Genomic DNA, 13,865 nt, shown 5'->3' on the forward strand with positions numbered 1-13,865 from the left:
TGGTGAAAAATACCAACACTTGGCTAAATTCATCATAGCATGGTTCGGATTAATCAACATTTTATTGTAAGTATTTGATAAACAATGGCTTAAAAGTTGGCACGCTACTTGGATTACTTATGGTAGGTTTAACAACAGACGTAGATTTTTGAGCAAGTGGATTGAGAAATCGAAAACGATTTAAAACCTATTTGCCATTATTGCAATTAAGGAGTTTCTTATGGGTATTTTTTCTCGCTTTGCAGACATTGTAAATTCAAACATCAGTGCACTATTAGATAAGGCTGAAGATCCTGAAAAGATGATTCGCCTCATTATTCAAGAAATGGAAGACACGCTGGTTGAGGTTCGTACTAACTCAGCAAAAGCCATTGCAGACAAGAAAGAGCTAGCACGTAAAGTTGAAGCTATCGAAGCTCAGATTCTAGATTGGCAGAATAAAGCGACATTAGCCCTGACTAAACAACGTGAAGATCTGGCTAGAGCGGCACTAATCGAAAAGCAAAAACTTGAAGATATCATCAAGAGTCTTCATACCGAGCAAACCTTGGTTCATGAAACCATCGAAAAACTAACCAGTGAGATCGGTAAGCTTGAAACCAAAATCGCCGAGACACGTGCAAAACAGCAAGCACTAATGATTCGTAATAACGCAGCAAGCAATCGTCGCGATGTTCAAAAACATCTGCATTCAAGCAAAACCAACGAAGCAATGGCGAAGTTTGAGCAATTCTCACGTAAAGTGGATGAATTAGAAGCTGAAGCTGACGTTTACGCAAAAACCGGTAACGCAAAATCTTTAGACCAAGAGTTTGCAGAGCTACAAGCTCAAGACGAGATTGAAAAAGAGCTGGCGAAACTGAAGCAACAAGTTGAAAACCGCGATAAATAATTTTAGGAGTTGTCTATGTCAACATTTCTAATTGCAGGTCCACTGATTGTCTTTTTGATCTTCGTGGCACCGCTATGGTTATTCTTACACTACCGCAGCAAGAAGAAATCCAGCAATGGTCTTTCAGAAACGGATCTTCAGCGTCTGCATAAGCTTTCTGAGCAAGCTGAGTCGATGCAAGACCGAGTGAAAACGTTAGAAAAAATACTGGATGCGGAGTCACCTAACTGGAGACGAAACTATGAGTAGAGAACTGTATCGCGATCCGATTAACGGTAAATTGTCTGGCGTGTGTGCCGGATTAGCGAACTATTTTGGTCTTGAAGTTTGGTTGGTTCGTATCTTAGTGATCTCAGCCGCACTGCTAGGTGGTAGCTTTTTGGTGTTATTAGCGTATTTAGCTTTGACATTTATGCTTGAAAAACAACCACCTCAATATGTCGATCAGATGAAAGCCAAACAAGAGCACACACTCAAGCAAAAACCCTGGGAAAAAGGGCAAACAGCAGAGTCTTTGTTGGGCACTTTAGAGGGGGATTTCCAGACGTTAGAGACCAGTGTACGCAATATGGAAGCTTATGTGACTTCGGACACTTTTAAAGTCGACCGTGCATTTAAGAACATGTAGTGGTTAAGCCTTAAAAAGATTAGATAACGGTTTAGGAAAATTTATCCCAAGCCGTTATTTTTTTTAATAATTTTGTCTAAATAAATCTTACGATAACTGGTAAGTTACATGTGATTAATCTATGTTAATAAAATATTTATAGATATGGATGATCGCAATGTACAAAGCCTCCCTAGTCCTATTGGTGACCTTATCCGGGTTATCCGGGTTATCTGGGTGTGGTAAGGAGCTCCCTCCGGTTCCAGAACCCGAATCACGACCAGCCAAACTCTTCACCGTCTCGGTCGGTAACAATGCCTTCGAACGAAATTTTCCTGCGACTACTGAAGCGGGCGATAAAGCCGTATTGGCATTTCGAGTCCCCGGTTTACTAAAAACGATCGATGTCACTGCGGGGCAACAGGTCTCCAAAGGTGATGCATTGGCAACGCTTAATCCTGATGAGTATCAGTTGCTAGAAAAGCAGGCAAGAGCTAACTTCAAACTTGCCGATGTGCAATACCAACGTTCCATCAAGCTACGTAAGGATAGAGTGGTTTCTGAGCAAGATTTTGACCAAGCGAAAGCAAATCATAACTCTGCGAGAGCGGTTTTAAATCAAGCAAAAGCTAATCTTCGCTACACCACACTCGTTGCGCCTTATGATGGTACCATTTCTATTATTCCTGCTGAAAACCACGAATACATCGCGGCTAAGCAAGGTGTAATGAATATCCAAACGAATCAGATCCTCAAAGTTGTCTTCTTATTGCCTGATCAATTAATTGCACGCTTTTCTGCAGGGTTTGAGACAGACGCAACTATGGTATTCGATGCCTTCCCTGAACATTCTTATGTCCTCACCTTTCAAGAAGTCGATACCGAAGCCGATCCTAAAACCGGTTCATACAAGGTCACCATGGTAATGGAGAGACCGACTGATATCGGCATCCTGCCGGGTATGTCTGGCACGGTTAACCTTGTTTCTTCACAAGCAGCGGCGACAAAAATTCCAACCTCAGCAATGATGACCAATGGAGATGATGTCTCAGTATGGCGCGTTAACAACGATGGTATCGTCGAAGAAGTCGCGATAGTCATTGATGAAAAACGTCATATTATTTCGGGTCTTAACGACGGAGATCGCGTTGTGACCTCGGGCGTTAATGGATTAGAAACTGGCGTCAAAGTTCGTGAGTGGATCAAGGAAAGGGGGCTCTAACATGAAGACAGTATCAAAAGCCATCGGCCTATCATGTTTGGCGTTGTTGACAGCCTGTAAAGACAAAGGTGTCACTGAAGTCGAAAAGCTTCCTCTTGTTAAAGCCATTGAAATCTCCGTCTTAGACTTTAACGATAAGCTCTATTTTCCAGCAGTGGCTAATGCTGCTGAGAAAGCGCACCTAAGTTTCCGTGTCGCTGGTGAGATTTTTAAACTTGATGTCAAAGAAGGTGAACAAGTTAAAAAGGGTGATGTTCTTGCCGAGTTAGATCCAACAGATTATCAGTTGGACGTTGATAACGCTCAAGCTCGATACACAGTGATTAACAGCCAATACAGACGTTCAAGTCCGTTGGTCAAAAAGGGGTTATTGGCTAAGTCTCAATTCGATGAGATTGCCGCTCAGCGTCAAATCGCTTATGCCGAGTTAGAATTGGCAAAACTGCGTTTGTCATTTACTAAGCTTCGCGCACCGGTTGATGGAATTATCTCTCGTGTCAGTGTTGACCAATACGAAAATATTCAGGTTGGCCAACAGATTGTGAATATTCACAGTGTTGAGGATGTTGAAGTTGTTATCCAATTGCCTGACCAAATCTATGTAAATCAACCAAATGAAGCGACTATCTCGAATATTGAGGCAGTAGTTAGAGTTCCAAGTGGGAATGAATACAGTGCGGGGATAAAAGAGTTTACGACTGAACCCGATCCAAACACAGGTACATTTACCGTCACGCTTGCTTTACCTATGCCAGAAGATGATTTGATTCTAGACGGTATGGCCGTTGAGGTCACGTCAAATGGGCGTGATATCGGGTTGAAATTAAAAGCCGGCGTACTTATTCCTATTGAGGCTGTGTTCAATGCCGATGGGGATGAGTTAACTCGTCAAAACTCTTACGTGTGGATTCTTAATGACGACAATACAGTATCTAAACAGCAAGTCGTATTAGGCAAAGCGAATCAGAAAACATTGCAGATAATCAAAGGATTAGAAATGGGGCAGCATGTCGTTGTTGCAGGCGTATCGCGATTGCGAGATGGGATGACAGTGGAAGTATTGTCTCAGGAGACGAACAATGAGTGAAGTCAATAACAAGCCCCAAAGTGACGATCAACAGGGTGATGACCAAATCACTGGAGTGGCGGCTTATTTTATACGAAATAAGGTCATTAGCTGGATGCTATCACTGATCTTTCTTATTGGTGGTGTGTCTGCATTCTTTGGTTTGGGCCGTTTAGAAGATCCTGCCTTTACCATCAAAGATGCCATGGTAGTGACCTCTTATCCGGGAGCGACGCCTCAGCAAGTGGAAGAGGAAGTGACTTACCCATTAGAGAAAGCGATTCAACAGCTTACCTATGTTGATGAAGTTAACTCTATCTCTAGTCGTGGCCTGTCTCAGGTTACGGTAACGATGAAGAATAATTACGGCCCTGATGATCTTCCACAAATTTGGGATGAACTTCGACGTAAAGTGAATGATTTGAAAGGTCAACTTCCACCCGGGGTAAATGACCCTCAAGTCATAGACGACTTTGGTGATGTTTACGGTATTTTGCTTGCCGTAACGGGGGACGGTTACAGTTACAAAGAGTTACTTGATTACATTGATTACCTAAGGCGAGAGCTAGAACTTGTTGATGGGGTCAGTAAAGTCTCGGTATCCGGCCAACAGCAAGAGCAAGTGTTCATTGAGATATCGATGAAACGGATCAGCTCTCTGGGTTTGTCTCCAAATACTGTATTTAACCTTTTATCCACTCAAAATATTGTTTCAAGTGCAGGTGCTGTAAGGATTGGTGACGAGTACATTCGAATCCATCCAACAGGAGAGTTCCAGAATGTTGAACAGCTCGGTGATTTGATTCTTACGGAAGGTGGCGCTCAAGGGCTTATCTATCTAAAAGATGTGGCGAATGTAACTCGTGGTTATGTTGAAGTGCCTACTAACATCATTGGCTATAACGGGAAGCTCGCACTTAACCTTGGTGTTTCTTTTGCACAAGGCGTGAACGTGGTCGCAGTGGGTGAAGCCTTTGACCGAAGGCTCGCCGAGCTGAAATACCAACAGCCCGTAGGTATTGACATATCTGAGGTTTATAACCAACCCAAAGAAGTCGATAAGTCAGTTAGTGGATTTGTAGTGAGTTTAGGACAAGCGGTTGCGATCGTAATCGTAGTGTTGCTGTTCTTCATGGGATTACGATCGGGTTTGTTGATTGGTTTGATACTGCTATTGACCGTTTTCGGTACCTTCATTTTCATGCAGTACTTCAAAATCGATCTTCAACGTATTTCATTGGGCGCGTTGGTTATCGCGCTGGGGATGCTGGTGGATAATGCCATTGTGGTGGTGGAAGGGATATTGATCGGCACGCAGAAGGGGCGAACCCGAATGCAGGCCGCTACAGATATTGTGACCCAAACCAAATGGCCACTGCTTGGTGCAACGGTTATTGCGGTCACCGCTTTTGCCCCAATCGGTTTGTCTGAAGACTCAACGGGCGAATATTGTGGCACCTTGTTCACGGTTCTACTTATCTCCTTGATGCTGAGTTGGTTTACGGCCATCTCACTCACGCCATTCTTTGCCGATATGTTCTTCAAAGGCCAGAAGGTTGATCCAGATAGTGAAGGTAAAGACCCATACAACGGGATGGTTTTTGTTATCTATAAAAACTTCCTTGAGTTCTGTATGAAGCGTGCGTGGCTCACGATGTTCGTTCTGATTATTGGTTTGGGTGCGAGTGTTTACGGCTTTGGTTTTGTAAAACAAGCCTTCTTCCCATCTTCGACTACGCCAATGTTCCAAGTGGATGTTTGGATGCCGGAAGGTACCGATATTCGTGCGACCAACACTAAGCTTAAAGTGCTTGAAGGTTGGTTAGCAGAGCAGGACGAAGTTGAGCACATCACGACAACGGCAGGTAAAGGCCTACAACGTTTCATGCTGACTTATGCGCCAGAGAAAAGTTATAGCGCATACGGTGAGATAACGGTTCGTGTGAAGGGTTATGAAGTACTTGAAGGTTTGATGTTACGCTTTCGTGAGCATGTAAACGGCCAGTTCCCTGAAATTAATTACAAACTTAAGCAGATCGAATTAGGTCCTGGTGGCGGTGCTAAAATTGAAGCGCGAATTGTGGGTTCTGATCCAACGGTTTTACGTTCAATCGCAGCTCAAGTTATGGATATCATGCGTGCTGACAATGGATCGTTTAACGTTCGTCACGATTGGCGTGAAAGAACTAAGGTACTGGAACCTCAGTTCAACGAAAGCCAAGCGCGTCGTTATGGTATTACCAAATCTGACGTTGATGATTTCCTAGCGATGTCTTTCTCTGGTAAGTCGATTGGTGTGTATCGTGATGGTACTACGCTGATGCCTATTGTGGCTCGTTTACCTGAAGATGAGCGAATTGATATTCGCAACATCGAAGGTATGAAGATTTGGAGCCCGGCATTAAGTGAATACATCCCACTACAACAAGTAACACTAGGCTACGAATTGGAATGGGAAGATCCACTGATCATCCGTAAGAACCGTAAGCGTATGCTGACGGTAATGGCGGATCCTGACCTACTGGGTGAAGAGACAGCATCAACTTTACAGAAACGCTTACAGCCACAAATAGAAGCGATTGAGATGCCACCGGGTTATTCATTGGAATGGGGTGGTGAATACGAGTCGTCAGCTGACGCTCAAGCGTCACTGTTCACAACTATGCCGTTAGGCTACTTGTTCATGTTCTTAATCACGGTGTTCTTGTTTAATTCGGTGAAAGAGCCTCTGATTGTTTGGTTAACGGTACCACTCGCCTTGATAGGGGTAACGACAGGCTTGCTAGCCTTGAATACACCGTTCGGTTTTATGGCGCTTCTGGGCTTCTTGAGTTTGTCTGGAATGCTTCTGAAGAACGGTATCGTACTGCTTGATCAAATTGAGATTGAGATGAAGTCAGGTAAAGACCCATATATAGCGGTTGTTGATGCGGCATTGAGTCGTGTACGTCCTGTATGTATGGCGGCTATCACAACGATTCTCGGTATGATTCCATTGTTACCGGATATCTTCTTCAAGCCAATGGCGGTAACCATCATGTTTGGTTTAGGCTTCGCCACCGTACTGACGCTAATCGTGGTACCTGTGCTGTATCGTCTATTCCATAAAATTGAAGTCTCGTAAGACGAGTGAGTCTTTGAATTAATGCCCCTGTTTAGGGGCATTATCATTTCTGAGTGATTTAAAATAGGTAGCAATAACATGGAAACAAACACTGAAGGTAGAACGTGTGCATGGGCACTGAAGCACGAACTGGAAAGGGAGTACCACGACGCAGAGTGGGGCGTACCGGTTTATGATGACCAAGTTCTGTTTGAGTTCATTACTTTAGAAGGCGCTCAGGCGGGCCTGAGTTGGATTACGATCCTTAAAAAGCGCGAAGGCTATCGTGCTGCCTTTGATAATTACGATCTAAACAAGTTAGCCGAATTGAATGAAGACAATGTGCCACACGTCATAGAGAACTTTGATGTGGTTAAGCATAAAGGCAAGATTGCCTCTGTGTATAACAACGCTCGAGCAACGCTTGAACTGCAGAAAGAGTTTGGTTCTCTTTCAAACGCCTTATGGCAATTTGTCGATAACAAGGTGATCGAAAACCACTGGATTGAGATGACTCAAGTTCCCGCTTCTACCGAGCAATCCAAAGCGATGAGTAAGTTTTTGAAGAAGAGAGGCTTTAAGTTTGTTGGGGAAACAATCTGTTACGCGTTTATGCAAGCGACAGGTATGGTTAATGACCATTTAGAAGGTTGCCCACATAAATAAAGGTGTTATTTCTCGGCGCGAAATAATTGTGTGGAAATTGAAAAATTCACTGGTCATTTATAAACTTTTCAATATTATATGCGACCAAATTCAAATGTAGACAACGATAGTGAATCAACAAAACTACCAAATATGTGATGCTAACTATGATCCCTTGCTTAGGCAGTTTATGCGTGAGGATGGCCACGTAGAAACTATCGCGCCGCTAGAAGGTAAAGTGTTCCTATTCTTGCTTGAAAATACAGGCGAATGCATTGAGCGAGGCCTGATCTTTGATAGATGTTGGGGGGATGTGATTGTCTCTGAGCAAGCGTTGACCAACGTGATATCTAAGCTTAGAAAAACACTGAACAGAGTGACTTGTGGTTGCGCCACGATTCGTACCGTCAGTAAAATGGGGTATTCTCTGGAGATAGAGGAATCATCTCAACCTCAAAATACAGAGCCTAAAGCGACAGTCCCTGAGGCGGATTTAGTATCAGAGTCTCCTCAAACGATAGGATTATCGCAAGCCGAACTTAACCCATCATCAATAACGACAAATCAAACACAAACCTCAGGCGAGTCACCTGAGAAAAAGCCGCAAGATGAGCAGGCTCATGTTATGCCTGTATCAGTAACACAAAGCGTTGAAGGCGACATGGAAATGCCATTGTCCACAGTTAGCCCGAGTGGTTCAGTCAACGCGGTACCACCTAGCTTTAAGCCTTTTGTACGTCGCCATTTAGCCTGCGTGGGCTACTTTTTGGCCTTTACCTGTGTGTTAATCTCTTTGTTTAATATATTTCAGGCTTACTATCAGCCATTGCCATACTTTGTTGATAAAAGTGAGTATCACGACAGCTTCGTAGATGAAACTAATCACTACTTTTTCCATATTGTTCGCAATGAAGCCTACTCGTTGCCTGCGATCACTGAGAGACTGATACAAGTTATACCTAGCCACTGTAATGTTGATGTTTTTGTTCGCATTTATCCATCTGTCAACCAACCTGAAAATGATGCTTTGTATATGCTAATTGAGAGAAAGGATGGCGAAGCTCTTAATTACTTGTCATCTATTTTTGAAGTTGAGTCATCTTTTGATTCGTTTGTGAATTACATGGCTCAAAGGAGTTACTTTTGCGAATAATTGGTTTGCTATTAGTATTAGCACTCACAGCTGCAAGTTTCATGATTGATAGAAACGTACTCGCGGGCACTCGTTGGCACTGTAAAACCATCAAAGCGGGCTTTATGACGCAGGCATTTCAACCTTATCAATCGTTGTATGAACGTATGACTTTTACCTTCCAATCAGACAATACGTTTATGATTGCAGAGGCGGTAAAGATTGAAGAGAAGGATGGTCAGGTGAGTAAATTGGAGCACCACTCCTCAGGTCGTTATTCGTTAGAAGATGGCGAGTTGTCTATCTCTATCATTGATTATTCGCCGACAACTGAAACTGATGACCCTGTGATTAATCGAGAGTATAGCTCGTATAAGGGGCTGAATATTGATTACTCAGTTGTTGTCACCGATGACTCACTCTATTTATTTAATAAAAATCGTTTCGAAATTTTTAATTGGGTATGTTTTAAGGTTCAGAAGTAGTCATATAACTTCTACACCAAGAGCTTACCGAACTAAAAAAGGCAGGTTGTCCCTGCCTTTTGTGGAAACTTGTTTATTGTTTTACTTAAACCAGAGCGTTGTAACGATCTAGTCCAGCATCTAGATCCGCAATCAGGTCATCGACGTCTTCTAAGCCGATATGAACGCGTATCAAGGTTCCTTCGAAGTTAGGGTTCGCTACCGTTCTCAAGCTATTAAAGCTGCTCGGTTCGTTCGCTAGAATCAAACTTTCAAATCCACCCCATGAGTAACCCATACTAAAGTGCGTCATACCATCAAGCAGAGCAGTCGTTGCTTTTGTGTTTGAGTTCTTAAGAACGAAAGAGAACAAACCATTACCGCCAGTGAAGTCTCGTTTGAAGAATTCATGACCGGGACAAGACTCAAGGGCAGGGTGACGAACATGGTCAACCTCAGGGCGTGTTTCTAACCACTTTGCTACTTTTAGGCTGCTTTCAGCATGTTGGCGAAGTCGAACGTCAAGAGTGCGAATACCGCGAAGACCAAGATAAGCGTCATCTGGAGATACGCACTGTCCCATCAAGTAACTCTGCTCTCTCAGTTGATCCCAACATTTTTCGTTGGCTACCGCCGTTCCTAGCATCACATCAGAGTGACCAACAATGTATTTAGTCGCCGCTTGAATTGAGATGTCGACGCCAAAATCGAACGGTGAGAAGTTAACACCAGCCGCCCACGTGTTATCGAGCATTACAATGATGTCATGTTCATGGGCAATACGTGCGAGTGTTGGAATGTCTTGAACTTCCATGGTGACTGAACCCGGAGACTCAGTAAATAGAACCTTAGTATTTGGCTTAATAAGGTCTTGGATACCTTGACCGATCGTTGGCTCGTAGTAAGTGGTCTCTACACCCATCTTTTTCATTATGGTGTCACAGAAATCACGAGTGGGTTCGTAACAGGTATCGACCATCAGAATATGGTCACCTGTTTCAACAAAAGAGAGGATGGCATTAGAGATGGCTGCCGTACCACAAGGGTAGAGTGCGCAGCCTGCACCACCTTCAACTTCAACCATTGCATCTTGAAATGCGAAATGAGTCGTGGTGCCACGGCGTCCGTAGAAAAGTGTCTTGTTAGCGCGGTTAATGGTCGCTTTGCGTTTCTCTTCTACTGTGTTGAACACGACAGTTGAAGCGCGTTGTACTGGTGGGTTAACGACACCATTAGTCCACTTCTTATCACGACCTGCAGTGATCAGTTTAGTGGTTTTGTTCTCGGACATGCTGTGAATTCCTTATCAATCGGTTATGTCCTATTTAAAACATGCCAATAGCCTTCAAAGCAAGAGGAGAGCGGGAGTTTTTGCGCTTTTCTTTCGCTTTTTAACCTTCCACATCGTTTATCGTGAAAGGTTTAAAATCCGATAGTCGGCGAGTGATGAGCCACGGTGGACGCATTGATGGAATTAAAGCAGCGGGTTGAATAAGTAAAACAACCTTTCGAAGAAGCGGTTGCGTAGGTTTCTCTGCTCCCACTGCTCCAATTCAACGGGGTGTGATAATTCGATGTAAGATTGCTGAAGCTCAGATAATTGCTGAGTGAAGTGCACATCATCAACGGCTAGCGTTACTTCGAAGTTAAGCCATAGGCTGCGCATGTCGATATTGACCGTTCCGATTAAGCAAAACTCTTCATCAATCACTACCGATTTGGTGTGAAGAAGCCCGCCGTAAAACTCATATATCTTCACTCCGGCTTCAAGCAGTTCGGTATAGAAGGCGCGAGAAGCCCATTTAACCATTAATGAATCGTTGTTATGTGGAATGATTAATTCTACGCTGACACCACGTTGTGCCGTCATTTTGAGTGTTTCTAATAAGTCGGCACTCGGTACAAAGTAGGGTGTTGTAATACGAACTGAATGGTTTGCTTGATTAATCGCAATAGTAAGAACTTGCAGAATCAAATACTCCGGCATGCCCGGCCCAGATGGCACTACTTGAACTGGATGATGCGTCATTATTTCTTCAACCGGACACTCTGGTAAATCAGGAAGAATGCGTTCACCTGTTTCCACTTCCCAATCCCAACCATGAATTGCTGACAACACGTTAACGGTTGGCCCAGTGACGCGAACCATGACATCAATCCATTGGCCGACACCTGAGCTCTGTTTGAAATGGGCTGGATCTACCATATTCATTGACCCGGTATAGGCGATGGACTCATCAATCACGATGATCTTCCGGTGCTGCCTTAGATCTAAACGGCGTAAGAAAATACGCCAAGGACTAACCTCTAATGCTTGGACAACGTGAATGCCAGCGTCTTTCATCATTGAACGCCAGTGACTTTTGAAAAAACGCGGGCTACCTGCAGAATCGAGTAAAACTTTAACATCGACACCACGTTTTGCAGCTCGAATAAGTGCGGAAGCAACGGAATCAGTTAAGCCGCCGGGGTGCCAAATATAGAAAACCATTTTGATACTAGTCTGGGCGTTTTCTATATCTTCGATAATTGCGTGTAGGATTTCATTAGGAGAAGCTTGCAGTGAAAGTGTGTTTCCGCTGAGAGCTGGAATGCCCATCCGATTGTTACAAAGCTCATCAATTTTGTGGATAGGAGAGCCGACTTTACCTGGAAGGTGGACTTGGCAATCATTTAATTGGCGGAACCAATCACCAAAAGGCGTAAACATGCGATGTGCCCGCTCAGCCCTCTTTCTACCGAGATTTAGCTCTCCGAAAAGGAAGTAACAAGCGACGCCAACAATAGGGATAATGTAGATAACCATCAACCATGCGAGAGAAACGCTGACAGAGCGTCGTTTTAGTACGACACGAAAAGTCACACCGGCGACAAGGACCCAGTATAAAGCGACAGAAGCTAAAGTTAAAAAATGGTAGAGCTTTTCCACATTGAATACTCGAAAAAAGAGACACTTAGATAGTAATGCTATTTTACGGATATAGGAATTTAAGGAATCAACTATTTACAAAATAGAGCAAAAGCTGTAAACAGGTTAAAGTTGTTAAGTTTTAGTTAACTTAAGACGAATGCAATTGTTTTGTATGAAAAATCGGCATTTAACCATAAAGATTTACATTGATAACGAAATATATACGGTCCGGGCTTCCAATTGTATTCTTAAACTGGTTTACTTGCTAGATAACGAGCGTCAATCAAATCTTTTAATGGTGTAAATTATTCTATACACCTTATCTTTTAATGACGCCACACAAAGCAAAATACAACATCACATAACACAAAAGTTTGGAGTAAACGTGGCTACTAGTAATACAACCACTACACCCCGCGATACCTGGGGTTCGAAATTAGGATTCGTAATGGCTGCAGCAGGTTCTGCTGTTGGCTTAGGTAACATCTGGAAATTCCCATACACAGCAGGTGAAAGTGGCGGCGGTGCATTCGTTGCAATTTATCTGTTTTTTGTAATCTTCATCGGTTTCAGTGTGATGCTGACTGAATTTGCGATAGGCCGTCATACGCAAAAATCAGCAGTAGGTGCATTTAAATCAACTGACCGTCGCTGGACGTTCGCTGGTGTTATTGGCGTAGTCAGTGGTTTACTTATCATGGGTTTCTACCCTGTAGTAGGTGGCTGGTCTATCGCATACATCGGTAAAATTGCTGGTGGTCTACTAGACGCACCTGAAGCAATTGGCGACAGCTTTGGTGGCTTTATCTCAAACCCAGTTCAGCCACTAATGTGGATGGGCCTATACTTACTACTTAACGTTGTCATCGTTATGAAGGGTATTTCTGGCGGTATTGAGAAAGCGGGTAAGATTCTGATGCCACTTCTTTTCATCATCCTAATCGTGGTATCAATCAAAGGCCTAATGCTTCCGGGCGCGATGGCTGGTCTTGAATTCCTATTCAGCCCTGACTTCTCTAAAGTAGACAGCGGTGTAATCCTAGCTGCACTAGGTCAAGCATTCTTCTCACTATCTCTTGGTATGGGTTGTATGTTGACTTACGGTTCTTACCTTAAGAAGAAAGAGAACCTAGTTCAAACTACAGCTATGGTTACGGCGATGGATACAGGCGTTGCTATCCTAGCTGGTGTAGCTATGTTCCCTGCAATGTTCGCATTCGGCATGGAGCCTGCAGCGGGTCCTGGTCTAGTATTCGTTGTTGTTCCTCAGCTATTCGCTGAAATGGGCGGCGTAGTTGGTCTTCTATTTGCTCTAATGTTCTTCGTTGGTCTAAGTGTTGCGGCACTAACTTCTTCAGTATCTCTACTTGAAGTTGTGGTTTCGTACCTAATCGATGAAAAAGGCATGAAGCGTGTGACTGCAGTACTGTCTGCAAGTGTCGTAATGGCGATTCTATGTATCTTCGCTTCTCTATCACTTGGCGGTTTCGGTCCAACACTGTTTGGTACTGGTGCATTTGATATCTTCGACTTACTAACGGATAAAATCTTCCTAGCAGTTGGCGGTATGTTGGTATGTATCTTCGCTGGTTGGAGACTAAACCGTGCTGACCTAGAGAAAGAAATCACTAACGACGGTGAAGTATCTTTCCCACTATTCGGTCTATGGTACACACTTGTTAAGTACATCATCCCAGTAGCTATCGCTATCGTAGCGTTCATGGGTATCTCTTCTGGCTTCGACAGCGGTAAAGGTGCAATCATGCTACTAGGTATTGGTATCATTGCCGGCTCTGCGCTTATTTCTAAGAAGCTATAATTCT

The 13,865-nt window shown here is 43.6% G+C and carries 12 protein-coding genes; 10 read left to right on the plus strand and 2 right to left on the minus strand.

Going from position 1 to position 13,865, the window contains the following annotated elements; all coding sequences use genetic code 11:
• Nucleotides 1-220: 220 nt before the first annotated feature.
• The 9 genes from pspA (at nt 221) to ACED28_RS01780 (ending at nt 9,152) form a co-directional block, all read left to right on the plus strand.
• Nucleotides 221-892, plus strand: a complete 672-nt coding sequence (gene pspA, locus ACED28_RS01740) for a phage shock protein PspA (RefSeq protein WP_371709143.1) — start codon at nt 221-223, stop codon at nt 890-892.
• A gap of 15 nt (nt 893-907) precedes the next feature.
• The gene (pspB, locus tag ACED28_RS01745; protein WP_009848775.1) at nt 908-1,141 is read left to right on the plus strand and encodes an envelope stress response membrane protein PspB; all 234 of its coding nucleotides are present in this window, start codon (nt 908-910) and stop codon (nt 1,139-1,141) included.
• The gene (pspC, locus tag ACED28_RS01750) at nt 1,134-1,520 is read left to right on the plus strand and encodes an envelope stress response membrane protein PspC (RefSeq protein ID WP_032499058.1); all 387 of its coding nucleotides are present in this window, start codon (nt 1,134-1,136) and stop codon (nt 1,518-1,520) included. The genes pspB and pspC overlap by 8 nt, the downstream gene beginning before the upstream one ends.
• Nucleotides 1,521-1,677: 157 nt before the next feature.
• On the plus strand, nt 1,678-2,721 hold the full coding sequence (locus ACED28_RS01755; RefSeq protein WP_371709144.1) for an efflux RND transporter periplasmic adaptor subunit: 1,044 nt from the start codon (nt 1,678-1,680) through the stop codon (nt 2,719-2,721).
• 1 nt (nt 2,722) lies between these two features.
• Complete coding sequence (locus ACED28_RS01760) at nt 2,723-3,808, plus strand: efflux RND transporter periplasmic adaptor subunit (protein WP_009848772.1); 1,086 nt, start codon at nt 2,723-2,725, stop codon at nt 3,806-3,808.
• Nucleotides 3,801-6,911, plus strand: a complete 3,111-nt coding sequence (locus ACED28_RS01765) for an efflux RND transporter permease subunit (RefSeq protein ID WP_371709145.1) — start codon at nt 3,801-3,803, stop codon at nt 6,909-6,911. The genes ACED28_RS01760 and ACED28_RS01765 overlap by 8 nt, the downstream gene beginning before the upstream one ends.
• A gap of 78 nt (nt 6,912-6,989) precedes the next feature.
• A complete protein-coding gene (locus ACED28_RS01770) occupies nt 6,990-7,556 on the plus strand; it encodes a DNA-3-methyladenine glycosylase I (protein WP_371709146.1) in 567 nt (188 codons plus the stop codon).
• 109 nt (nt 7,557-7,665) lie between these two features.
• A complete protein-coding gene (locus tag ACED28_RS01775; protein ID WP_371709147.1) occupies nt 7,666-8,688 on the plus strand; it encodes a transcriptional regulator in 1,023 nt (340 codons plus the stop codon).
• A complete protein-coding gene (locus ACED28_RS01780) occupies nt 8,679-9,152 on the plus strand; it encodes a hypothetical protein (RefSeq protein WP_371709148.1) in 474 nt (157 codons plus the stop codon). Before ACED28_RS01775 ends, ACED28_RS01780 begins: the two co-directional genes overlap by 10 nt.
• Before the next feature lie 85 nt (nt 9,153-9,237).
• On the opposite strand, the gene ACED28_RS01785 is transcribed toward ACED28_RS01780, so the two are convergent.
• Both ACED28_RS01785 and cls read right to left on the minus strand, forming a co-directional pair.
• A complete protein-coding gene (locus tag ACED28_RS01785; protein ID WP_371709149.1) occupies nt 9,238-10,422 on the minus strand; it encodes a cystathionine beta-lyase in 1,185 nt (394 codons plus the stop codon).
• Nucleotides 10,423-10,605: 183 nt separating this feature from the next.
• The gene (gene cls, locus ACED28_RS01790; protein ID WP_371709150.1) at nt 10,606-12,060 is read right to left on the minus strand and encodes a cardiolipin synthase; all 1,455 of its coding nucleotides are present in this window, start codon (nt 12,058-12,060) and stop codon (nt 10,606-10,608) included.
• A gap of 367 nt (nt 12,061-12,427) precedes the next feature.
• Here cls and ACED28_RS01795 point away from each other — a divergent pair, with 367 nt between their 5' ends.
• Complete coding sequence (locus tag ACED28_RS01795; RefSeq protein WP_012604350.1) at nt 12,428-13,861, plus strand: sodium-dependent transporter; 1,434 nt, start codon at nt 12,428-12,430, stop codon at nt 13,859-13,861.
• Nucleotides 13,862-13,865 lie beyond the last annotated feature (4 nt).

The sequence above is a fragment of the Vibrio sp. 1F253 genome, assembly GCF_041439295.1.
GTDB classification, from domain to species: domain Bacteria; phylum Pseudomonadota; class Gammaproteobacteria; order Enterobacterales; family Vibrionaceae; genus Vibrio; species Vibrio tasmaniensis_A.